We start from the raw sequence: 22,837 nt of genomic DNA, 5'->3' as shown, positions 1-22,837 counted from the left end.
GCACGAGCATGTCGCGCATTCTGTCCCGCGTCCACGCCGCCTACGCCCGCATCGAGGCCGTCGACCGCCCGGAGATCTGGATCGGCCTGCGGCCGCGGGAGGACGTCGAGGCGGAGGCCCGCACGCTCGACGAGCGGCTGACGCGGGGCGAGCGCCTCCCGCTCGCCGGCCGGCTGCTCGCCGTCAAGGGCAACATCGACGTGGCCGGCCTGCCCACCACGGCGGGCTGCCCGGCCTACGCCTACGAGCCCGCCGCCGACGCCCCCGTCGTGGCCCGCCTGCGTGCGGCCGGCGCGCTGGTGCTGGGCACGACGAACCTGGACCAGTTCGCGACCGGCCTGGTGGGCACCCGCTCCCCGCACGGCGCGGTCCGCAACGCCCACGACCCCGGGCGGGTGAGCGGCGGTTCGAGTTCCGGCTCGGCCGTCGCGGTGGCCCTCGGCGTCGTCGACCTCGCCCTCGGCACCGACACCGCCGGTTCGGGCCGGGTGCCGGCCGCCTTCAACGGCATCGTCGGCCTCAAGCCCACCCGCGGCCTGGTCCCCACGGAGGGAGTCGTCCCGGCCTGCGCCTCGATCGACTGCGTCACGGTGTTCGCCCGCACGCTCCCCGAGGCCGAGCGCGCCCTGGCCCACATGGCGTCGCCGTCCGCCCGCCCCCTCCCCGCACTGCCCGCCCGAGCCCCTGGGCCGTGGCGCATCGCGGTGCCGCCCCTCGCCCAGCTGGGCGAGCTGGACGAGGGCTGGGCCGAGGCCTACGAGGCTGCGGTGTCCCGGGTCAGAACGGCCGGAGCGGAGATCCGCACCCTCGACCTCGCCCCGTTCACCGAGGCCGCCGCGATGCTCTACGAGGGCGCGTTCGTCGCCGAGCGCTACACCGCCGTGGGCGCCTTTGTCGACAAGTTGCTCGCCGAGGGCGGCGAGGGCCTGGACCCGACCGTCGCCGGCATCATCACCCGCGCCCGCGACATCCCGGCCCACCGGCTCTACACGGACACCGAGCGCCTGACGGCCCTGCGCACCCGCGCCCTGGCCGAACTCGCCGACGCCGACGCCCTGCTCCTGCCCACCGCCCCCGGCCATCCCACCCTCGCCGAGGTCGCCGCCGACCCGCTGGGCGCCAACGCCCGCCTGGGCCGCTTCACCAACTCCACGAACCTGTTCGACCTGGCGGCGGCCGCGGTCCCGGCCGGCGAGGTGAACGGCCTCCCCTTCGGGGTCATGCTGATCGGCCCGGCCTTCACGGACGAACGCCTGGCGAACATCGCGTCCCTGCTGCAACCGCAGGCCCGCGTCGCCGTGGTCGGCGCCCACCTCACGGGCCAGCCCCTGAACCCCCAACTCCTGTCCCTGGGCGCGGTGTTCGACCGCATGACGACGACGGCCCCGCTCTACCGCCTGCACGCCCTGCGCACGACCCCGGCGAAGCCGGGCCTGGTGCACGTGGGCGAGGGCGGCGCGCAGATCGAGGCAGAGATCTGGAGTCTCCCGGCGGAGGGCCTGGGCCGCCTGTTGACGGCACTTCCCCGCCCCATGACGCTGGGCAGCGTGGAGTTGTCGGACGGCAGCCGCGTCCCCGGCTTCCTGTGCGAGCCGGGCGCGCTGAAGGAGGCGCAGGACATCACGGAGTACGGCGGCTGGCGCTCCTATCTGAACGGGCGCTGAGGCGCGTCACCCCACCGACGAGTAGGCGACGACCCCACGCAGCAGCTGATCGACCGCCTTGCGAGCGGCCTTCGCCACCGTCGAGCCCTCCGCGGCGGAAGCCGCCGAGATCTGCCCCAGCACATCGATCACCTGCTTGCACCACCGCACGAAGTCACCGGCCGGCATCTCCGCCTCCCGGAGCACCTCGTCGAGCCCCTTCCCCGAGGCCCACATATAGGCCGACCACGCGAAGCCGAGATCGGGCTCCCGCTGCCCCACGCCCTCCGTCTGACTGATCCGGAAGTCCTCCTCCAGCGCGTCCAGCCGGCCCCAGATCCGCACCATCTCGCCGAGCGCGGCCTTCGCCTTGCCCGAGGGCAGCTTGGGCGCCATCGCGTCGTCGCCGACCCGTGCCTCGTACACGAGCGCCGAGACACAGGCGGCGAGTTCTGCGGGGGCCAGTCCCTCCCAGACGCCCGCGCGCAGGCATTCGCTCGCGAGCAGGTCCAGCTCGCCGTAGAGCCGGGCGAGCCGCTTGCCGTGCTCGGTGACCTCGTTGCCGCGCAGATAGTCGAGCTCGGTCAGCAGCGCCACGATCCGGTCGAACGTACGGGCGATCGTGTTGGTGCGCCCTTCGATGCGGCGCTCCAGCTGCGAGGTGTCCCGCAGCAGCCGGTGGTAGCGCTCGGCCCAGCGTGCGTGGTCCTCCCGGTCGGAGCAGCCGTGGCAGGGGTGCGCGCGAATGGCGGTGCGCAGCCGGGCGATCTCCCGGTCGTCGGCCGCCTGGGAACGCTGCTTGCGGGCCCGCTCCGGCGGGATGTGCCCGGCCTTGGTGCGCAGCGCGGAGGCGAGATCGCGGCGGGACTGCGGCGAGCGCGGGTTGAACGTCTTCGGGATCCGCATCCGCTCCAGTGCCTCGACCGGCACCGGGAAGTCCATCGAGGCCAGCCGCTTGACCTGCCGCTCGGCGGTGAGGACCAGCGGGCGCGGCCCGTCGTGATGGTCGAAGCCGCGGTGGCCGTTGGCGCGCCCGGCGGGCAGGCCCGGGTCGAGCACCAGCGCCAGCCCGGCGTACTTGCCGGTGGGCACGTGGATGACGTCCCCCGGCTTCAGCTTCTCCAGCGCCACGGCGGCCTCGGCGCGCCGCTGGGCCGCGCCCTGCTTGGCCAGTTCGGTCTCGCGGTCCTTGAGGTCGCGGCGCAGTCGCGCATACTCCTCGAAGTCGCCGAGGTGGCAGGTCATGGAGGCCTTGTAGCCCTCCAGCCCCTCCTCGTTGCGCTGCACCTGCCGGGAGATCCCGACCACCGACCGGTCGGCCTGGAACTGCGCGAACGACGTCTCCAGGAGCTCGCGCGAGCGGTGCCGCCCGAACTGCTCGACCAGGTTGACCGCCATGTTGTACGACGGCTTGAAGCTGGAGCGCAACGGGTAGGTGCGCGTGCCGGCGAGCCCGGCGAGGTGATCGGGGTTCATCGCGCGCTGCCACAGCACGACGGCATGCCCCTCGATGTCGATGCCACGCCGCCCGGCGCGCCCGGTGAGCTGGGTGTACTCGCCGGGGGTGATGTCGGCGTGCTGCTCGCCGTTCCACTTGACGAGCTTCTCCAGGACCACGGACCGCGCGGGCATGTTGATGCCCAGCGCCAGTGTCTCGGTGGCGAACACGGCCTTGACCAGGCCGCGCACGAACAGCTCCTCGACGACCTCCTTGAACGTCGGCAGCATGCCCGCGTGGTGGGCTGCGATGCCGCGCTCCAGGCCCTCCAGCCACTCGTAGTAGCCGAGGACGTGCAGATCCTCGTGCGGGATCGCGGCCGTGCGTTCCTCCACGAGCGCGCGGACCTCGGCGCGCGACTCCTCGTCGTTCAGCCGCAGCCCGGCGTACAGGCACTGCTGGACGGCGGCCTCGCAGGCGGCACGGCTGAAGATGAAGGTGATGGCGGGCAGCAGTCCCTCGGCGTCGAGCCGCTCGATGACCTCCGGCCGGCCCGGCGTCCACACCCTCGAGCGCTGCCTGCGCTCCCGCTCACGGTCGGCCTCGCGCAGGTTGCGGCCGCGTCTGCGGTCCTGGTAGGACGGCTTGCTCGCCTCCATGCGGGCCAGCCGCGCGAGGTCGGGGTTGACGGCCCTGCGGTGGCCCTCGCCCTCCTCGAACAGGTCGTACATGCGCCGCCCGGCGAGGACGTGCTGGAACAGCGGGACGGGCCGGTGCTCGGAGACGATCACCTCGGTGTCGCCGCGGACGGTGTCGAGCCAGTCGCCGAACTCCTCGGCGTTGGACACGGTCGCGGAGAGGGAGACCAGGGTGACCGACTCCGGAAGGTGGATGATCACCTCTTCCCAGACGGCGCCCCGGAAGCGGTCGGAGAGGTAGTGCACCTCGTCCATCACCACGTGCCCCAGGCCGAGGAGGGTCTGCGAGCCCGCGTACAGCATGTTCCGCAGCACCTCGGTGGTCATCACCACCACCGGGGCGTCGGAGTTGACGCTGTTGTCGCCGGTGAGCAGGCCGACCTTGTCGCTGCCGTAGCGGCGGCACAGGTCGGAGTACTTCTGGTTCGACAGCGCCTTGATGGGCGTCGTGTAGAAGCACTTCTTGCCCTGCTGGAGGGCGAGATGGACGGCGAACTCGCCCACGATCGTCTTGCCCGAGCCGGTGGGGGCGGCCACCAGGACGCCCTTGCCCGATTCGAGTGCCTGGCAGGCCTCGATCTGGAAGGGGTCGAGACCGAAGTCGTACATCTCGCGGAAGGACGCGAGCGCGGTGGCCTGCTCGACAGCGCGCTTACGTGCTGCCGTGTACCGCTCGGCCGGTGAGAGATCCTCTGTCATCGTGCTTTCGAGCGTACCGGGCCGCACTGACAACAGGACGATCATTATCCGGATCCGGTGAACCGACAGCCGGGCCGCACATGCGGAAGCGGCCGGTCGCGCTGCTGGAGCGCCCCGGCCGCGGCCCGTCGGGGGTGAGAAGAGAGCGTCTCGTCGCCCACCGGGCGACCCGGTGAGCTCTGAGAGATCGTCAGGTCACGTCGTCGTATCCGTTGACGCGGTCGGTGCTCGACTGCTCCGGCACCGCACGGCTGGCGGTGACCGTCTCGACCTCGCCGATGTCCTCGGGGGTGAGGTCCAGGTCGGAGGCCTCGTCGTCGGCCGGACCCAAGGCGTCGCGGCGACGCTTGCGGCGGTCGTTCAGCAGGGCGAAGGCGGTCGCGCCGAAGTACAGGACCCAGATCGGTCCGGCGAGGGCCAGCATCGAGATGGGGTCGGTGCTGGGGGTGGCGACGGCGGCGAACACCGTGATGCCGATGATCATGCCCCGCCACCAGCCGAGCATCCGCGTGCCGGTGACCATGCCGGTCAGGTTGAGGAAGATCAGCAGCAGCGGCAGCTCGAAGGAGAGACCGAAGACCACGACCATGCGGGTGACCAGCTGCAGCAGGTCGTCCAGCGGCAGCAGGTTGGTGATTTTGCCCGGGGTGAAGCCGATCAGCACCTTGGCGGTGGTCGGCAGTACCCGGTAGGCGAAGTAGGCGCCGCCCAGGAACAGCGGCACGCCCATGCCGACGAACGCGTAGGCGTACTTGCGCTCGTGCTTGTGCAGGCCGGGCGCGATGAAGGCCCACAGTTGGTAGAGCCAGACCGGCGAGGCGACGACGACGCCGGCCATCAGGGAGACCTGGAGGGCCAGCGTGAAGGGCGTGAGCAGACCGTTGATCGTGATGCTCGCGCACTTGTTGGTGGAGTCGCCGGACTTGAGCTGGCCCTGGATCTCCTCGAAAGTCTTCCCGCAGCCGACCGAGTCGAGGATCGGCTTGGTGAGGAAGTTGATGATGTCGTTGTAGAAGAAGGCGGCCACGACCGTCACGAGGACGATGGCCAGCATCGCCTTCGCGAGCCGGTTGCGGAGCTCACGAAGGTGATCCGCGAGGGGCATCCGCCCCTCGGGGTCCTTCTCCTGTTTGCGGGCAGACTTCAGCAACCCACGTTCCCATCTCGTACGGCGGGCCGGAGGTCACCGGCCCTGCGTCAGCGCTTGGTCGTGTCCGTCGGCTCGGTGACCGGACGGGAGCTGGTCACGTCGCCGGGGGCGGCCTGGATGGTGCGCTGCGCCGGGGGCTGCTCGTCGTTGTGGGGCGGGCCGGCCGGGGTGGCCGTGCTGCTGCCCTCTTCCTTCATCGCCTTGGCCTCGCTCTTGAGGATGCGAGCGGACTTGCCGAGCGAGCGCGCCATGTCGGGAAGCTTCTTGGCGCCGAACAGCAGGATGACGACGACGAGGATGAGAATGATCTCGGGGGCGCCGAGCCTTCCGAACATAAGTCTTTACCTTCTCACCGAGGCTGCGGGGGCGGGATGCCGTCCGACCGGTCGGACACCTGTCCGAACGATCGTGTTGACAGCGATCGTAACGCTCAGGGGTAAACGTGAGGCAATCCCCGTGCGTACTCCCGGTCAGCGGTCCGGGCCTCGTTCTCCGAGCCGCGACCAGCAGCGTACCTGCCCCCACCACCGGCGTGGGAGGGCGAAGCGGCCCAAAACGCATTCGCCGCGGGACTCACCGGACGGCGACAGCGCTCCACGCGGCACCCCACGGCAGCCGTCACAGGGTGTCGACAGCGCGGGCCGCGCTCACGGCCGCCCGTTCCAGGTCCTGTGCCGCCCGGTCGATACGCCGCGCGGACTCCGCGACCTGCCGGCCCAGCCGCTGCGCCTCCAGGAAGACCCGCACGGCGAACACCGCGAGAACGGCGAGACCCACAAAACCCACGGCAACCGCGAACATCGGCCAGAACATGAGGCCGAGCCTAATCCCCGCTACGGGGTGTGCAGCCGCAGGGTCCGCACGCCACCGCCCGTGAGCAGTTCGACGATCCGCTCCCCGGCCGGCTTGCGCACGACCGCCCCGCAGTCCGGGCAGGTGAAGGAGTAGAACGTGGTGCGGCTGGAGCCGCCGATCGCCAGGAGCAGGGCGCTCGCGGCGAGCTCGAAATGGCTTCGGCAGTCGGGACAGCCCGCCCTGAACCGCACCGGGGTCACACTGCGCATCCCCGCGAACGCGGACGCCACCGAGATGCCCCGCACATCGGACGCCACCGACTCGCTCACAGCCCCTGCTCCCGCCCTTCGAACCGACTGTCACCCCGCGGCCGCTCGCCGTGCACCGCGGGCGGCCCGCCCGCCGCCCCCTGTGCCTCGATCCCGTCGTAGGCCGCCAGCGCCTCGCGGGCGGCCCGGCGGGCGCTGTCGGCGAGGTCAGGCGGCGAGACGATCCGGCCGTCCCGGCCCAGCCGCAGGGCCAGCCTCCTGAGCGAGGCCGGTTCGGGCGTGCGCAAAGTGATACGCAGCCCGCCGTCCGAAAGCTCATCGGCGCTGTCGTGCGGGTAGTACTCGGCGACCCAGCGGCCGCCCGGCCCGACCTCGACGACGACCTCCGGATCCTCCGCGGCCGGCTGCACCAGCCCCTCCGACAGGTCCCGCAGCTCGATCTCGGGCGGCGCGGACGGCTCGTCGAGGATCCTGATCTCCGCGACCCGGTCCAGCCGGAACGTGCGCCGGGCCTCCGAGCGGCGGCACCAGGCCTCCACATACGTGTGTCCGACGCTGACCAGCCGGATCGGGTCGATCTCACGCTCGGTGACCTCGTCACGCGCGGGCGAGTAGTAGCGGATCCACAGCCGACGCCGCTCCGAGATCGCCCGGTCGACGTCCGCGAAGACCCCGCCCTCCGATTCGAACGTCACCGACAGACGCGCGCTCGCGCCCGCCGCCTCACCGGCCGCGGCCTCCACCTTCGCCGTCGCCCGCAGCAGCGCCTGCCGGTCGCCCTCCCGCAGCCCCGGCAGCGTGGACACCGCCCGGGCCGCCACCAGCAACGCCGTCGCCTCGTCCGCGGCCAGCCGCAGCGGCTCCGCGGCCTCCGCGCCGAGCGCGGCCGGGTTGTGCCACCAGATGCGCTCACCGTCGGTGTCGATGTCCAGGAGATCGCCGCCCCGGAAACTGGTGCCGCACATGGGCAGCACATCGAGGTCCGAGACCAGCTCGTCCTCCGTGATCCCGAACGCGCGCGCCACGTCCTCGATCCGCGCGCCGGGACGCTCCCTGAGATACGTCACCAGGGAGAGCATCCGCCGGGTCTGGTCGATCGCGTTCGCCGGCCTGACCGGTTTGCCTGCCACTGTGTTGCTCGCTCCCCCTCAGCCCTTGGCCACGGCCCGCAGCCGGTCCACGACGTCCGCCCGCAGCTCGGCCGGGTCCAGGACCACCACGTCCGGCCCGAACTCCACCAGCCAGGCGTCCAGACCGTGCCCGTACGGAATCTCCAACTCGTCCCAGCCGTCCCCGAGTTCCCGCACCGCACTGGCCTTCGCCCGCAACGGGTACCCGGCGCCCGCGCGCAGCCGGATCAGCGCACTGCGGTCGGCGGTCTCCCCCGCCCAGCTCGCGACCGTCTCGCGCACCGTGACGACATCCGGGACCGGCACGGTGAAACCCGCCCCGCGCGAACGCACCCGCCCGGTGATCCGCGACAGCCGGAACACCCGCTCGGCGCCCCGGTCACGGTCGAAACCCGCCAGATACCAGTGACCGCGCCAGCACTCCAGCGCCCACGGCTCGACATGCCGCGGCTCCGGATGCGCGGCGGTCGCCTTGCGATAGTCGAACACGACCGGCCGACGGTCCCGGCAGGCCAGCATCAACGGCTCGAACGCGGCCTCGTGCACCGGAATCCGGGGCTCCAGCGCGCCATGCGCCTCGTAGGGGTCGACGTCCTCGGGCAGCCCCGCCGCGCGCAGCTTCTGCAGAGCACCGCTCGCGGCACCCGCCAGCCGGGCCTGCTGCCACACCTTGGCCGCCAGGCCCAGCGCCGCGGCCTCCTCGGCGTCGAGCGTGATGGCCGGCAGCCGGTTGCTGTCACGGCGCGCGAGGTAGCCGATCTCGCCGTCCAGGCTCTCCACGGTCTCGATGACCAGGCCGAGCTCCCGCAGATCGTCCTTGTCCCGCTCGAACATCCGATTGAAGGAGTCGTCCGACCCCGCCGCACCCCGCCCCGGCCCGAACGCCTCGACGTAAGCCTCGATGGAGTCGCGCAGCTCGCGCTTGCTGAGCGGCCGCCGCGTCCCGAGCAGACACAGCGCCAGGTTCATCAGCCGCTCGGCCTTGGCAATGGCCATCGACGCCCTTCGCCTCCCCTATGGTGCTTACGATCGACGACCGTACCGCTCAGCGGCGTCGGGACAAAAGCCGAGGGCCCACACCCGGGCAGGCATGGACCCCAGCCGATCAACACTGCTCCTACGACGATCAGACCCCGAGCAGGTCCACCACGAAGATCAGCGTCTCCCCGGGCTTGATCGCCGGCGTCGGGCTCGCGTCGCCGTAGGCGAGGTGCGCGGGAATGGTCAGCTGGCGACGACCGCCGACCTTCATGCCCTGCACACCCTGGTCCCAGCCCTTGATGACCCGGCCGCCACCGAGCGGGAAGCGGAACGGCGCCCCACGGTTCCAGCTGGCGTCGAACTCCTCGCCCGTACTGAAAGAGACACCCACATAGTGGACGGTGACGGTCTGACCGGCCTGCGCAACCTCGCCGTCGCCCTCCCAGATGTCCTTGATCTCGAGGTCCGCCGGGGGCTCGCCGCCGGGGAAGTCGATCTCGGGCTTGTCAATGCTCACGTCACTGCTCCTGCATGTCTCACGGAAAGGCAACACGCACAGTCTTACACCTTCGCCGGCCTCACACCTTGGCGAGGATGTCCACCGCGAACACCATCGTGTCGTCCTTCCCGATGCCGCTGCCCTGCGGCGGGTTGTCGCCGTAACCCAGCGCCGGCGGAACCACGATGACGACCCGGCTGCCCACCTTCCGCCCGATCAGCCCCTGCGCCCAGCCCTTGACCACCTGCTGCAACGAGAACGACGTCAGCTCCTTGCGGCTGTACGTCGAGTCGAACTCCTTGCCCGTGTCCCAGATGACGCCCTTGTACTGCACCAACACGGTGTCGTCCGCCGCGAGCACGGCGCCGTCGCCCTCGATCACGTACTCCGCCACCAGCTTGGTCGGCGCCTTCGACTTGGGAACCTCCACCGAGGGAGCCTTGCCGTCGGTGTTCGTGCCGACCTTCGGCACACCGGCGCCGTCCTGCGCCACCACCTTGCCCTTGGCCGAGCTCTTCGCACCGAACGCGTCCTGGATGTCGAACACGAACACCAGCGTGTCGGTGCCCTTGATGCCCGCCTGCGCATCGCCGTCCTTACCGAAACCCCAGGTCGGCGGCACGGAGAACTGCACCCGGCTGCCCGCCTTCCTCCCCGTCAGGGCATACCGCCAGCCGTCGATGGTGGCACCCGGCGCAAGCCGGGTGAGCAGCGGCTTCTTGGTTTCGTAGGTGTTGACGAGAACCTTCGCGGTGTCCCAGATCTGACCGACGCAGTTGGCCTGGATGTAGTCACCCTCCGCGATCGTCTTCCCACTGCCCGCGATCACCGTCTTCACCGCAAGCTGGTCCGAAGGCTCACCGCTGCCCTTGGCGATCGTCGGCTTCTCACCGAACTTCACCCCCGCCGTGATGGCCGGCAACGGACCGTCGACGATCTTCGGCGGCGGCGCGGCCGACGTGCCCGAGGCCGAGGGCGACGTGCCGTCGCTCGCCTTGCTCGAGTCGGACTTGTCGTCACCGCACGCGGAGAGAGTGACCAGTCCCGCGGGTACGGCGGCAAGGATGAGTGAGCGTCGGCGCACGATGAAGCCTCGTAATCGGTCGATCTTCTGATGGCGTGCGCGCAACTCTACGACGTGCGAAGGGCGCCGTACGGGAAACGTACGGCGCCCGTGTTGCGTTCCGCACCACGTGCGGAACACCTCGCTCACATGCCGGCGATCAGCTTCTCCACCCGGTCGTCCACCGACCGGAACGGGTCCTTGCACAACACGGTGCGCTGTGCCTGGTCGTTGAGCTTCAGGTGCACCCAGTCCACCGTGAAGTCCCGCCGCTGCTCCTGCGCACGACGGATGAAATCGCCGCGCAACCGCGCCCGAGTGGTCTGCGGCGGCACCGACTTGCCCTCGAAGATCTTCAAGTCGTTGCAGATCCGAGCCGCTTGCTCCTTGCGCTCCAGCAAGTAGTACAGACCACGACGACGGTGGATGTCGTGGTAGGCGAGGTCTATCTGCGCCACCCGCGGATGCGACATCGTCATATTGTGCTTGGCCCGGTACCGCTCGATGAGCTTGTACTTCATCACCCAGTCGATCTCGGTGCCGATCCGGTCGAGGTCCTCCGCCTCGATCGAGTCCAGCGTGCGGCCCCACAGCTCCAGGACCTGGTCGACGGTGCCGGTACGGATACCACGACGCTCGACGAAGTCCACGGCCTTCTCGTAGTACTCGCGCTGCACCTCCAGCGCGGAGGCCTCACGCCCGCTGGCCAGCCGCACCTTGCGCCGGCCCGTGATGTCGTGACTGACCTCACGGATCGCCCGGATCGGGTTCTCCAGCGTCAGATCCCGCATCACCGTGCCCGCCTCGATCATGCGCAGCACCAGATCGGTCGCACCGACCTTCAGCAGCATGGTCGTCTCGGACATGTTCGAGTCGCCCACGATCACATGCAGCCGGCGATACCGCTCGGCGTCCGCGTGCGGCTCGTCACGCGTGTTGATGATGGGCCGCGAGCGCGTCGTCGCCGAGGAGACGCCCTCCCAGATGTGCTCGGCCCGCTGACTGACGCAGTAGACCGCCCCACGGGGCGTCTGCAGCACCTTGCCCGCGCCGCACAGCAGCTGCCGGGTCACCAGGAACGGGATCAGGATGTCCGCGAGCCGGGAGAACTCCCCGTGCCGGGCCACCAGGTAGTTCTCGTGGCAACCATAAGAGTTGCCCGCCGAGTCCGTGTTGTTCTTGAAGAGGTAGACGTCGCCCGCGATTCCTTCCTCGTGCAGGCGTCGCTCCGCGTCCACCAGGAGTCCTTCGAGAATGCGTTCGCCCGCTTTGTCGTGGGTGACCAACTCGGTCACGTTGTCACATTCCGGTGTCGCGTATTCCGGATGCGAACCCACGTCGAGATAGAGGCGGGCGCCGTTCCGCAGAAAGACATTGCTGCTTCGGCCCCATGACACGACACGGCGGAAGAGGTACCGCGCCACCTCGTCGGGAGACAGCCGACGCTGTCCCCTGAACGTACATGTGACGCCGTACTCGTTCTCCAGCCCGAAAATGCGGCGGTCCATGACTGAACATTACGCCCGATCCCCTGAACTGAAACGGGGTTCGGCAGCACGGTTTGGATCATTTTCCGACGAAGCCGCAACAACCCCACTTCCGGCGGGAGCTGCGAGTACCCGCCCCGTCACCAGCAAAACCGACAACGACACGGCCCCCGCGACCCCCGACACCGCGAACCCCCACAGCGCGCCCCCCGCCTCCACCACCGGACCCGCCAGACCCGTACCCACCGACGCCCCCACCGTGAACGTCGTCACCAACCACGAGAACGCCTCCGTCACCGTCCCCCGCGGCGCATGCCGGTCCACGATGACGAACGCACACGCGAGCGCGGGCGCCAGAAACACCCCCGCCAACGCCGTCAACCCCACCATGGCCACCGCACCAGGCATCAACATCAACGGCAGATAACACACCGCCAGAAACGCCACCAGCACCCTCAGTCGCCGCTCCGGCGCCCCCGCCCACCGCCGCGCCCCGTACGCCATACCGCCGATGAGAGCCCCCAGACCCAGCGCCGCCATCAACCAGCCGTACACCGCGTCACCGCCGTGGTCGTCCGCATACGGCACCGACGCCACCGTGATGGAACCGAGCGCCAGACCGACGAACAGGAACGCCCCCAGCAACGCCAGCAGACCGGGCGAGCGCAGCGCACCCAGCCAGTGCGCCTCACGCGGCGCCGACCGCCACGCGCGCGAGGGCGGCGACACCACCACCCACAGCGCCCCCAGCACCCCCACCGCGTTCAGCACCAGCAGCGCCACCTGCTCCGACCACAGCGACACGCACAGCGTCACCAGCAGCGGGCCGACCGTGAACATCACCTCCTGCGCCACCGCGTCCATCGCATACGCCGTGTGCACCTGGTCCTCCCGCCGCAGCACCGCCGGCCACAGCGCCCGCAGACCGCCCTCCAGAGGCGGGGTGAACAGCCCCGCGGCCGCCACCGCCCCGTACGCCAGCGGCAACGGGTCCGTACCGGCGAACGCGAAGACCGCCATCGCCAGCGCCGAGGCCAGCGCCGCCGGCAACTGCACCCGCGGCTGACCGTGCAGATCCACCAGCCGCCCCAACAACGGCTGCCCGACCGCGTTCGCCACGCCGTACACCGCCGCCAGCGCCCCCGCCAGGCTGTACGTACCGCCCTGCGCGCGCACGAACAGCACGATCGCGATCGCGGCGGTGGCGTTGGGCAGCCGGCCCACAAGCGTGCCCGTCAGCAGCCGGGCGGCGTGCTTCGCCCTGAGGATCTCCAGGTATCCCGCGGCCAATGTCCCGCCTCCGTCGGCTCGCCCGAGGCGGTGAGCCACCTCGAAGTTTTACGTATAACGCCTCTTGTCATACGTACCATGTGCGCTGTTCACCAGTCCAGACGAAGGAGCAGGCCCACAGTGGCACGAGGTAGCACGCGCCCCACGAGCCGCGACGTCGCCCAAGCCGCAGGAGTCTCCCAAGCCGCCGTCTCCCTCGTACTCGGCGACAAATGGCGCGGCCGCGTCTCCGAGACCACCGCCGAACGCGTACGCCACGCCGCCCGCGAACTCGGCTACCGCCCCAACCTCGCCGCCCGCAACCTCCGCCTCGGCCACACCCGCACCGTCCTCCTCGTGGTCCCGGCCCTCACCACCGAATTCTTCGCAGGCGTCTACACCGGCGCAGCACGCGTAGCCGCCGAACACGGCTTCGGCGTCGTCCTCTACCCCTCCCCCGAAGGCGTCGGCCCCGCCCGCGACCCCTTCGCCTCCGCCCAGGCCGCCCTCGACGGCGTCCTCGCCTCCTCCATGGCCGCCGACGCCCTCACCGCCATCCGCGGCGACCAACTCCCCCTCGTCATGCTCGACAGCGACCCCACCGGCAGCCTCGGCGCCGCCACCGTCAACCTCGACATCGCCGACGGCGTACGCCAGGTCGCCGACCACCTCCTCCACCTCGGCCACCGCCACTTCCTCCACCTCGCCGCCGACGTACCCTCCTGGACCTTCGACATACGCGCCCGCGAACTCACCACACGCATCGGCGCCGTCACCGGAACATCACTGCGCACCGCACCCGCCCCCATCACCATCGACGCGGCCCGCACCGCCGCCGAAACAGCACTCACCACCCCCGGACCCCGCCCCACCGCCATCATCTGCGACGACGACAAACTCGCCGCCGGCGTCTACAAAGCCCTACGCCGCCTCGGCCTGCGCGTACCCGACGACATGTCCGTCACCGGCCTCGACGACCTCGCCCTCGCCACCGCCCTCGACCCCGAACTCACCACCGTCCGCCTCGACGCCGAACTCTTCGGCGAACGCGGCATGAAAGCCCTCCTCGCCGTCCTGGACGGCCGCGCACCCGACGCCGGAGACATCCCCGTCCACCTCGTCGTACGAGCCTCCACAGCCCCGCCAAGCCCCTCCTGAAACGCCCTGCGCCCCGGCCGGGACAACCGACCGGGGCGCACAAAGGGCGGGGCGGGAGGCAGGCTCACACCGAGACGGAACTACTTCTCCTCCTCATCGGAGCTCTCCGCCTCCGTCGACGCACCGTCCGTCTCCAGCAACCGACCCAACTGCCGGCCCACGATCCGCTTGAACTTACGCTTCTGCGGCCGCGTACGATCCAGCACCGCCACCTCCAGCCGCTCCGCCGGAATCTCCCGCTGCGTGCCATTGGTGTCACGCGACAACGCCTGAACAGCCAACTTCAACGCCTCGGCCAGGCTCATCCCGTCCTGATGACGCTGATCCAGATAACTGCTGATCTGCTCCGCATTACCACCGACCGCCACCGAACCGTGCTCGTCCACGATCGACCCGTCATGCGGCAACCGATAGATCTGGTCACCGTCCGGAGTCTCACCGACCTCCGCCACCACAAGCTCCACCTCGTACGGCTTCTCACCGGCCGAAGAGAAGATCGTGCCCAACGTCTGCGCGTACACATTCGCCAGACCACGCGCGGTCACGTCATCACGGTCATAGGTGTAACCACGAAGATCGGCATACCGCACACCACCGATCCGCAGATTCTCGTACTCGTTGTACTTGCCGGCGGCCGCGAAACCGATCCGGTCATAGATCTCGCTGAACTTGTGCAGCGCACGGGACGGATTCTCACCGACGAACACAATGCCGTCGGCATACTGGATCACAACGAGGCTGCGCCCACGCGCGATGCCCTTGCGGGCGTACTCCGCGCGGTCGGCCATCGCCTGCTGGGGTGACACATAGAACGGCGTCGACACCGGTTATCCATCCCTTTCTGTCGAAGTCACTGGACCACCTGGGACAAGCACGAAGCCGCCGACTACAGCAGAGCGGCGCGCGGGCCGTCCGGCTGTTCCAGACGACGCTCCAGGACCGAAGCGGCGATCCCCGACGACTCCGTGTCGGTCAGCCGACGGAAACCGTCCTCGGTGATCACGGTGACGATCGGATAGATCCGGCGCGCGACATCGGGACCACCGGTCGCCGAGTCGTCGTCAGCCGCGTCATAGAGGGCCTGCACCACGAGCGTCGTGGCCTCCTCCTCCGACAGATCACTGCGGAAGAGCTTCTTCATCGCCCCACGCGCGAAGATCGAGCCCGAACCGGTGGCAGCGAAGTTGTGCTCCTCCGAACGACCACCCGTGACGTCGTACGAGAAGATCCGACCCCGGTCCCGGTCCACATCGAACCCCGCGAACAACGGCACCACCGCCAGACCCTGCATGGCCATGCCCAGATTGGAACGGATCATGGTCGACAACCGGTTCGCCTTGCCCTCCAACGAGAGCTGCGCCCCCTCAACCTTCTCGAAGTGCTCCAGCTCCAACTGGAACAGCTTCACCATCTCCACGGCCAGACCGGCCGTACCTGCGATACCGACGGCCGAGTACTCGTCCGCCGGGAACACCTTCTCGATGTCCCGCTGCGCGATGACGTTGCCCATCGTCGCGCGACGGTCACCGGCGAGCACCACGCCACCGGGGAACGTGACGGCCACGATCGTCGTCCCGTGCGGCGCCTCGATCACACCCTGCGTCGGGGGCAGCTGCCGCTTGCCGGGCAGCAGCTCCGGCTGGTGGTCGGAGAGAAAGTCCATGAAGGACGAGGACCCAGGCGTCAGGAAGGCAGCTGGTAGACGCCCGGTGCTACGAGTGTTGGCTTCCACGCGTTTCCTTCCAGGTAATCGGCAGCTCGGTTCACAGCTGCGGGGTCGTCCCCCAACAGGCCGAGGCCGGAATTACAGTTGAAGCACAGTACGCCACGGACCCTACCCGTCTTGTGGCAGTGATCCACATGAACGGCGGGAGCCTTCAGACAGATCGCACACAGCCCCATCTGAGAGGCGATCATCCCGTCACGCTCAGCTTCGGTGATGCCGTAGTGACGCCTCAGATGGTCCGCCCGGGCTTTCGCCGCACGGCAGGCTTTGCAGCTGGTTGCGAAGCCGTCGGAGGCCTTCGAGCTCCGATGCCATTCGGTGTGCGGCTTGATCTCAGCACAGCTCCGGCAGAACTTGTGGCCCTCGGGCGTCTCCACACGCGGCCGGATGTTCTTACCTTTGGCCAGTTGCCGGGCTTGGTGGTACGCCGTCCAGCACTCCCGGCAGTAGGCCTGCAACCCGTCCCGGGCCGACTTGTTGCTGGCGAAGGCTGCCCGCGGCTTGTGCTCCTTACACCGCGAGCAGCGCTTCAGGCCATCAGTGTCGTGCAATCCCGTCTCCCCGTCGACCTTCGAATCGAAGGGAAAAGCGGCCTACTGGCCACCCTTCTGAACGAAGCTCCGCACGAAATCCTCGGCATTCTCCTCGAGGACATCGTCAATTTCGTCAAGAACCGAGTCCACGTCGTCGCTCAGTTTCTCGTGGCGCTCCTTGAGGTCTTCCGAGGCCTGCGCCTCGGGCGCCTCCTCGACCTCTTCCGTGGAGCGTGTCGCCTTCTGCTGGCCGCCGCCGGTGTCCTTGGTCGCCATAACCCTCACCCCGCTCTTTCGCCCGACATGGTCGACAGGTCGGCATTCCTGCCGATCGGTGATGATCAGACCCTACAAGCCGGGTCCGACATCGGCCCCGCAGTTGCTACAACGTACGGGGGCCACCTCGATGATTCCCGGACGAGGGGGTTTCCACCCCGTCCGGCAGGTTCCGTCCGGATAACCGTTCAGCCACCCGAGAGGACCCTGACCAGGTCTTCTGCCGTGCGGCAGCGGTCCAGGAGCTCCTTGACGTGATTTCGCGTTCCGCGAAGCGGTTCGAGGGTTGGGACGCGCTGGAGCGAGTCCCGGCCCGGCAGGTCGAAGATCACCGAGTCCCAGGAGGCGGCGGCGACGTCGTCGGCGTACTGCTCCAGGCAGCGGCCCCGGAAGTACGCGCGCGTGTCCTCCGGAGGCTTGGTGACGGCCCGCTCGACCTCGGTGTCGTCCAGGAGGCGCTTCATGCGGCCGCGGGCCGCGAGACGGTTGTAGAGGCCCTTCTCGGCCCGTACGTCGGCGTACTGGAGGTCGAGGAGGTGAAGCTTGGCGGCGTCCCAGTCGAGGCCGTCTCGGCGGCGGTAGCCCTCCATGAGTTCGCGTTTGGCGACCCAGTCGAGTTCGCCGGCGAGGCTCATGGGGTTGTTCTCCAGGCGGTTCAGGGTGTCCTCCCAGCGGGTGAGGACGTCCTTGGTCTGGTCGTCGGCGTCCGCGCCGTACCGCTCCTCCACGTATTTGCGGGAGAGCTCGTAGTACTCCATCTGGAGTTGGACGGCGGTGAGTGTGCGGCCGCTGCGGAGGGTGACTAGGCGCTGGAGGGTGGGGTCGTGGGAGACCTGGTGGAGGGTGCGGACGGGCTGGTCGACCGCCAGGTCCACCGCGATGAAGCCGTCTTCGATCATGGACAGGACGAGCGCGGTCGTGCCCAGTTTCAGGTACGTCGAGATCTCGGAGAGATTCGCGTCGCCGATGATCACGTGCAGGCGGCGGTACTTTTCCGCATCCGCGTGCGGCTCGTCGCGGGTGTTGATGATCGGGCGTTTGAGGGTGGTTTCGAGGCCGACCTCGACTTCGAAGTAGTCGGCGCGCTGGCTGAGCTGGAAGCCGTGTTCGTGGCCGTCCTGGCCGATGCCGACGCGGCCGGCGCCGGTGACGACCTGGCGGGAGACGAAGAAGGGCGTGAGGTGGCGCACGATGTCGGAGAAGGCGGTTTCCCGCTTCATCAGGTAGTTCTCGTGCGTGCCGTAGGAGGCGCCCTTGTTGTCGGTGTTGTTCTTGTAGAGGTGGATGGGCTGGGCGCCGGGGAGTGCTGCGGCGCGTTCGGCGGCTTCGGCCATGATGCGTTCGCCGGCCTTGTCCCAGAGGACGGCGTCGCGGGGGTTGGTGACCTCGGGGGCGCTGTATTCGGGGTGTGCGTGGTCGACGTAGAGGCGGGCGCCGTTGGTGAGGATGACGTTGGCCAGGCCGATGTCCTCGTCGGTGAGCTGGCTGGAGTCGGCGGCCTCGCGGGCGAGGTCGAAGCCTCGCGCGTCGCGCAGCGGGTTCTCCTCCTCGAAGTCCCAGCGGGCCCGGCGGGCCCGGTGCATCGCCGCCGCGTAGGCGTTGACGATCTGGGACGAGGTGAGCATGGCATTGGCGTTGGGGTGGCCGGGGACGGAGATGCCGTACTCCGTCTCGATGCCCATTACTCGCCGTACGGTCATGCGGCCCTCCTTGCCCGGCGGCACCCTCGGTCGTGGGCGCCGCTCAGATACCGGTGGTGCTCCGGTGCGTGTGCGGTGCCCGTCCCCGCACTGCGCGACTCGTCGGTAGGGAAGAGCCTAGAACGCCTCTGCGCTGGCGGGGAGATCATTTGCGTCATTGCCTTGCTCCAGCCGTGGCCTGGAAAACAGTCGGCTGCGGGTACCCGTGGTGGGCACCCGCAGCCGCCCTGTTTTTACAGGTACTGCCCGGTGTTTGCCACCGTGTCGATGGAGCGTCCGGTGTCTGCGCCTTGCTTTCCGGTGATGAGGGTGCGGATGTAGACGATCCGTTCGCCCTTCTTTCCGGAGATGCGGGCCCAGTCGTCGGGGTTGGTGGTGTTGGGGAGGTCCTCGTTCTCCTTGAACTCGTCCACGCATGCCTGGAGGAGGTGGGAGACGCGCAGGCCCTTCTGGTTGTGGTCGAGGAAGTCCTTGATGGCCATTTTCTTGGCGCGGCCGACGATGTTTTCGATCATTGCGCCGGAGTTGAAGTCCTTGAAGTAGAGGACTTCCTTGTCGCCGTTGGCGTAGGTGACTTCCAGGAAGCGGTTTTCCTCGGATTCGGCGTACATGTGTTCCACTGCCGTCTGGATCATGCTCTGGACGGTGGTGGTCTTGTCGCCGCCGTGTTCGCCGACGTCCTCGGAGTGCAGGGGGAGGCGTTCGGTGAGGTACTTCTGGAAGATGTCCTTGGCGGCTTCGGCGTCCGGGCGCTCGATCTTGATCTTCACGTCCAGGCGGCCGGGGCGCAGGATGGCGGGGTCGATCATGTCCTCGCGGTTGGAGGCGCCGATGACGACCACGTTCTGCAGGCCTTCGACGCCGTCGATCTCGGCGAGGAGCTGCGGGACGATGGTGTTCTCCACGTCCGAGCTGACGCCGGAGCCGCGGGTGCGGAAGAGGGATTCCATTTCGTCGAAGAAGACGATGACGGGGGTGCCCTCGGAGGCTTTTTCCCTGGCGCGCTGGAAGACGAGGCGGATCTGGCGTTCGGTTTCGCCGACGTACTTGTTGAGGAGCTCGGGGCCCTTGATGTTGAGGAAGAAGCTCTTGCCGGTGGCCTGTCCGGTGACTTCGGCGACCTTTTTGGCCAGCGAGTTCGCGACGGCCTTGGCGATGAGTGTCTTGCCGCATCCGGGGGGTCCGTAGAGCAGGACGCCCTTGGGTGGGCGCAGCTCGTGCTCTTTGAAGAGGTCGGGGTAGAGGTAGGGGAGCTCGACGGCGTCCCTGATCATCTCGATCTGTCCGCCGAGGCCGCCGATCTGCTCGTAGCCGATGTCGGGGACCTCTTCGAGGACGAGTTCTTCGACCTCGCTCTTGGGGACGATCTCGTAGACGTAGCCGGAGCGGGGTTCGAGCAGGAGGGCGTCGCCGGGGCGGATGGTGACGTCCAGCAGCGGCTCGGCGAGCCTGACCACCCGTTCCTCGTCGGTGTGCCCGAGCACCAGGGCTCGTTCGCCGTCCTCGAGGATCTCCTTGAGGGTGACGATGTCCCCGACGCGCTCGTACTCCATGGCTTCGACCACGTTGAGCGCTTCGTTGAGCATGACTTCCTGGCCGCGTCGGAGCTCATCGAGCTCGACGCTGGGGCTGACGTTCACGCGGAGTTTGCGGCCTCCGGTGAAGATGTCGGCCGTGCCGTCCTCGTTCGCCGTGAGGAAGACGCCGAAGCCGGCGGGCGGCTGGGCGAGCCGGTCGACTTCTTCCTTGAGGGCCACGATCTGGTCGCGGGCCTCACGGAGTGTGCTCGCGAGTCGCTCGTTCTGGGCGGACACGCCGGCCAGGTTGGTCTGTAGCTCGACGATCCGCTCTTCGAGAATCCTCGTGTGTCGCGGAGAGTCGGCGAGCTTGCGTCGCAGGACGGCGATCTCCTGCTCAAGGTAGGCAATCTGCCCGGACGGGTCGTCGGACCCTCGTCCCGGGCGGATGCCGCGGTTCATGTCGTCGTCGTGGGCTGCCACGGTCCTCACCTCCTCCAAGGGGAGCTGGACGCTTCCAGACCCTACCTGGGTGGGTGTCGATTGAAACCCCTAGATCACAAAGACTGTCGGGGTGTGTCCGATCTTCACCCTTGCGCTCTCCCTCACGCCAGGGGAATACCCACCGAACATGATTGGAAAGCGGCCGAGGGTAGGGTCGAAGTGTTCAACACCCGTCAGAGCCTGCATCGTTCCCTTGCGGCTCGACAGTAAACGGCAGGAGTCATGGGCGTGCAGCAGGAGACCGGTGTCGGCGGCGAGGTACTGGAGGTTTGGATCGATCAGGATCTCTGTACCGGTGACGGGATCTGCGCTCAGTATGCGCCTGAGGTGTTCGAGCTGGACATCGATGGTCTGGCGTATGTCAAGGGCGCGGACGAGGAGCTTCTGCAGGCCAAGGGGGCGGCGGTGCCGGTGCCGTTGCCGCTGTTGACGGATGTGGTGGACTCGGCGCGGGAGTGTCCGGGTGACTGTATTCATGTGCGGCGAGTTTCGGACAGGGTCGAGGTCTACGGTCCGGACGCGGAGTGAGTGTCCGGGTGCGTTGGGTGACGTCTGTCTGATTTCTCACAGGGCCGGTGGCCGGTTTCAGACGCTGTGGGCGCCGGCGGGTGTCGAGCGGATGAACGTGTTGTCCTTCCACTGCCACTTGGCGCTGTCCTTCAGGTCGGGGCAGCAACTGGGTACGTCGGGCGTGGAGTAGCCGAGGAGGGTGGCGAGGACGGCTCCGTCGGTGATGGCGATGCTGGTGACGGTGGTTCGGTCCTTGGGGTCGACGAGGGTGGCGACCACGCGCGCGTGGGTGGGGTCGGTGCTGTGGGTGAGGACGTAGACGCCGTCGGGCGGGGTGCCCATGGCGGCGTCGCAGTGGACGACTGCGACGGTTTCGGGGGCGCCGTCGCCGTCGAGGTCGCCGGTGGCTTTCTTGACCACGAGGGCTTGTACGGGGCCGCATTCGAGGGGGAAGTCGACGCCGGTGGTGGCGGGGGCCGTGGTGGTGGCGGGTCTGGCGTCGGGGGCGGTGGCCTGGGCGGCGGTCGCGGGTTTGGGTTGCAGGAGTGAGGAGAGTGCGATGACGCCGGCGAGGGCGGTGGCGGTCGCGACCCAGTGGATGGGCCGGGTGTGGGTGTGTGCCAGTTCCGGGAGGGCGGAGTGCTGCACTAGGAGTGTCTCCTGCGATGGCTGTGCTGGTGGGGGTGGGGGATTGGCCAGCATCGTGCCACACGTCACAGGGTGGGGGAACGGCGGGGTGCGGGATTTCGGACGTGGGGTGGGGTGAAGGGGGTGGGTGTCAACGGGAAGGCGCCGTGGTCGAGTTCCGGGTGTGGTGCGGGAACTCGGTCACGGCGCCTTGTCGTTGGCTGTGGTGCGGGGGCCGGTCAGCGGCCGGTGCCTCCGTCGGCGTTGGGGCCGGCGTAGTCCTCGCCGTAGGCGCCCTTGGCTGGGCGGCGGCGGCGCATGGGGGGCTCGACGCCGTCGGCGAGGCGGCGGGCGGTGAGCAGGAAGCCGGTGTGGCCGATCATGCGGTGGTCGGGGCGGACGGCGAGGCCTTCGATGTGCCAGTTGCGGATCATCGTCTCCCAGGCGGTCGGCTCGTTGAAGGAGCCGATCTCGCGGATGGACTCGACGGTCCGGGCGAGCTGGGTGGTGGTGGCGACGTAGCAGCAGAGGATGCCGCCGGGGACGAGTGCCTTGGAGACGGCTTCGAGGCATTCCCAGGGGGCGAGCATGTCGAGGATGACGCGGTCGACGTCGGTGTCGCTCAGGTTGTCCTGGAGGTCGCCGACGGTGAGCTGCCAGGCGGGGTGGGGGCCGCCGAAGTACCGCTCGACGTTCTGCTGGGCGATCTCGGCGAAGTCCTCGCGGCGCTCGTAGCTGTGCAGCATGCCCTGGTCGCCGATGGCGCGCAGCAGGAAGCTGCTGAGCGAGCCGGAGCCGACGCCGGCTTCGACGACGCGGGCGCCGGGGAAGATGTCGGCGAAGGCGAGGATCTGCCCCGCGTCCTTGGGGTAGACCACGGCGGCGCCGCGGGGCATGGACAGGACGTAGTCGGGGAGCAGGGGGCGCAGCGCGAGGTAGGCGACGTTCCCGGTGGTGCGGACAACGCTGCCCTCGGGTGCGCCGATCAGTTCGTCGTGCGGGAAGGAACCCTTGTGGGTGTGGAAGTTCTTCCCGGCTTCGAGCGTGAACGTGTAGTGGCGGCCCTTGGGGTCGGTCAGCTGAACCTGGTCCCCGACCTTGAAGGGCCCGCGCCTGCGGGCGGCACCGGTCGGTTCGGACATGTGAACAGCCTACCGGGGTTTGC

General features: G+C 68.9%; 22 protein-coding genes. 3 read left to right on the top strand and 19 right to left on the bottom strand.

Annotation, left to right across the window (positions count from 1 at the left end; all coding sequences use genetic code 11):
• Positions 1-8: 8 nt before the first annotated feature.
• Positions 9-1,664, top strand: a complete 1,656-nt coding sequence (gene atzF, locus ACIBTS_RS01035) for an allophanate hydrolase (RefSeq protein ID WP_399315738.1) — start codon at positions 9-11, stop codon at positions 1,662-1,664.
• A 6-nt stretch (positions 1,665-1,670) separates the two neighbouring features.
• Here the strand turns inward: atzF and ACIBTS_RS01030 are convergent, their stop codons facing one another.
• From ACIBTS_RS01030 to ACIBTS_RS00980, 11 genes are all read right to left on the bottom strand, one after another.
• The gene (locus ACIBTS_RS01030; RefSeq protein ID WP_319676271.1) at positions 1,671-4,523 is read right to left on the bottom strand and encodes a DEAD/DEAH box helicase; all 2,853 of its coding nucleotides are present in this window, start codon (positions 4,521-4,523) and stop codon (positions 1,671-1,673) included.
• A 145-nt stretch (positions 4,524-4,668) separates the two neighbouring features.
• A complete protein-coding gene (gene tatC / locus ACIBTS_RS01025) occupies positions 4,669-5,628 on the bottom strand; it encodes a twin-arginine translocase subunit TatC (protein WP_319676270.1) in 960 nt (319 codons plus the stop codon).
• Positions 5,629-5,675: 47 nt separating this feature from the next.
• Complete coding sequence (gene tatA / locus ACIBTS_RS01020; RefSeq protein WP_079663382.1) at positions 5,676-5,963, bottom strand: Sec-independent protein translocase subunit TatA; 288 nt, start codon at positions 5,961-5,963, stop codon at positions 5,676-5,678.
• A 283-nt stretch (positions 5,964-6,246) separates the two neighbouring features.
• On the bottom strand, positions 6,247-6,441 hold the full coding sequence (locus ACIBTS_RS01015) for a hypothetical protein (protein WP_079663381.1): 195 nt from the start codon (positions 6,439-6,441) through the stop codon (positions 6,247-6,249).
• Between the two features lie 20 nt (positions 6,442-6,461).
• The gene (locus ACIBTS_RS01010) at positions 6,462-6,752 is read right to left on the bottom strand and encodes a hypothetical protein (RefSeq protein ID WP_399315737.1); all 291 of its coding nucleotides are present in this window, start codon (positions 6,750-6,752) and stop codon (positions 6,462-6,464) included.
• Positions 6,749-7,822 carry a helix-turn-helix transcriptional regulator gene (locus ACIBTS_RS01005; RefSeq protein WP_399315736.1) on the bottom strand — a complete coding sequence of 358 codons (1,074 nt, stop codon included), beginning with the start codon at positions 7,820-7,822 and terminating at the stop codon, positions 6,749-6,751. Before ACIBTS_RS01005 ends, ACIBTS_RS01010 begins: the two co-directional genes overlap by 4 nt.
• An 18-nt stretch (positions 7,823-7,840) precedes the next feature.
• Positions 7,841-8,818 (bottom strand): YafY family protein, encoded by a 978-nt coding sequence (locus tag ACIBTS_RS01000; RefSeq protein WP_079663378.1) that lies wholly within the window; start codon positions 8,816-8,818, stop codon positions 7,841-7,843.
• A gap of 130 nt (positions 8,819-8,948) precedes the next feature.
• A complete protein-coding gene (locus ACIBTS_RS00995) occupies positions 8,949-9,320 on the bottom strand; it encodes an FKBP-type peptidyl-prolyl cis-trans isomerase (RefSeq protein WP_399315735.1) in 372 nt (123 codons plus the stop codon).
• Between the two features lie 61 nt (positions 9,321-9,381).
• Positions 9,382-10,386, bottom strand: a complete 1,005-nt coding sequence (locus ACIBTS_RS00990) for an FKBP-type peptidyl-prolyl cis-trans isomerase (protein WP_399315936.1) — start codon at positions 10,384-10,386, stop codon at positions 9,382-9,384.
• A gap of 125 nt (positions 10,387-10,511) precedes the next feature.
• Positions 10,512-11,873 (bottom strand): Pup--protein ligase, encoded by a 1,362-nt coding sequence (pafA, locus tag ACIBTS_RS00985; protein WP_399315734.1) that lies wholly within the window; start codon positions 11,871-11,873, stop codon positions 10,512-10,514.
• 9 nt (positions 11,874-11,882) lie between these two features.
• Positions 11,883-13,142, bottom strand: a complete 1,260-nt coding sequence (locus tag ACIBTS_RS00980; protein WP_399315733.1) for an MFS transporter — start codon at positions 13,140-13,142, stop codon at positions 11,883-11,885.
• Between the two features lie 120 nt (positions 13,143-13,262).
• Between ACIBTS_RS00980 and ACIBTS_RS00975 the strand changes: the two genes are divergently transcribed.
• Entirely contained in the window at positions 13,263-14,279 is a 1,017-nt protein-coding gene (locus ACIBTS_RS00975; RefSeq protein ID WP_399315732.1) for a LacI family DNA-binding transcriptional regulator, read from the top strand.
• An 80-nt stretch (positions 14,280-14,359) separates the two neighbouring features.
• Here the strand turns inward: ACIBTS_RS00975 and prcA are convergent, their stop codons facing one another.
• From prcA to arc, 6 genes are all read right to left on the bottom strand, one after another.
• A complete protein-coding gene (prcA, locus tag ACIBTS_RS00970) occupies positions 14,360-15,103 on the bottom strand; it encodes a proteasome subunit alpha (protein ID WP_079663372.1) in 744 nt (247 codons plus the stop codon).
• 62 nt (positions 15,104-15,165) lie between these two features.
• The gene (prcB, locus tag ACIBTS_RS00965; RefSeq protein ID WP_399315731.1) at positions 15,166-16,011 is read right to left on the bottom strand and encodes a proteasome subunit beta; all 846 of its coding nucleotides are present in this window, start codon (positions 16,009-16,011) and stop codon (positions 15,166-15,168) included.
• Entirely contained in the window at positions 15,963-16,556 is a 594-nt protein-coding gene (locus ACIBTS_RS00960; RefSeq protein WP_399315730.1) for an endonuclease VII domain-containing protein, read from the bottom strand. Before ACIBTS_RS00960 ends, prcB begins: the two co-directional genes overlap by 49 nt.
• A gap of 42 nt (positions 16,557-16,598) precedes the next feature.
• A complete protein-coding gene (locus tag ACIBTS_RS00955; protein ID WP_079663370.1) occupies positions 16,599-16,814 on the bottom strand; it encodes a ubiquitin-like protein Pup in 216 nt (71 codons plus the stop codon).
• 188 nt (positions 16,815-17,002) lie between these two features.
• Positions 17,003-18,514 (bottom strand): depupylase/deamidase Dop, encoded by a 1,512-nt coding sequence (dop, locus tag ACIBTS_RS00950; RefSeq protein ID WP_399315729.1) that lies wholly within the window; start codon positions 18,512-18,514, stop codon positions 17,003-17,005.
• 233 nt (positions 18,515-18,747) lie between these two features.
• Positions 18,748-20,514 (bottom strand): proteasome ATPase, encoded by a 1,767-nt coding sequence (gene arc, locus ACIBTS_RS00945; RefSeq protein ID WP_079663368.1) that lies wholly within the window; start codon positions 20,512-20,514, stop codon positions 18,748-18,750.
• A 243-nt stretch (positions 20,515-20,757) separates the two neighbouring features.
• Between arc and ACIBTS_RS00940 the strand changes: the two genes are divergently transcribed.
• Positions 20,758-21,063 (top strand): ferredoxin, encoded by a 306-nt coding sequence (locus tag ACIBTS_RS00940; protein WP_399315728.1) that lies wholly within the window; start codon positions 20,758-20,760, stop codon positions 21,061-21,063.
• 57 nt (positions 21,064-21,120) lie between these two features.
• Here the strand turns inward: ACIBTS_RS00940 and ACIBTS_RS00935 are convergent, their stop codons facing one another.
• Together ACIBTS_RS00935 and ACIBTS_RS00930 are read right to left on the bottom strand one after the other, a co-directional pair.
• On the bottom strand, positions 21,121-21,693 hold the full coding sequence (locus ACIBTS_RS00935; protein ID WP_399315727.1) for a hypothetical protein: 573 nt from the start codon (positions 21,691-21,693) through the stop codon (positions 21,121-21,123).
• A 218-nt stretch (positions 21,694-21,911) separates the two neighbouring features.
• Positions 21,912-22,814: a tRNA (adenine-N1)-methyltransferase gene (locus tag ACIBTS_RS00930; protein WP_079663364.1), complete on the bottom strand. Its 903-nt coding sequence runs from the start codon at positions 22,812-22,814 to the stop codon at positions 21,912-21,914.
• Positions 22,815-22,837 lie beyond the last annotated feature (23 nt).

Origin of the sequence: Streptomyces sp. NPDC050121 (assembly GCF_044460385.1) — a bacterium.
Taxonomy (GTDB): domain Bacteria; phylum Actinomycetota; class Actinomycetes; order Streptomycetales; family Streptomycetaceae; genus Streptomyces; species Streptomyces soliscabiei.
The sequence above is the reverse complement of the archived record's forward strand: the minus strand, read 5'-3'. Positions and strand labels throughout refer to the sequence as shown.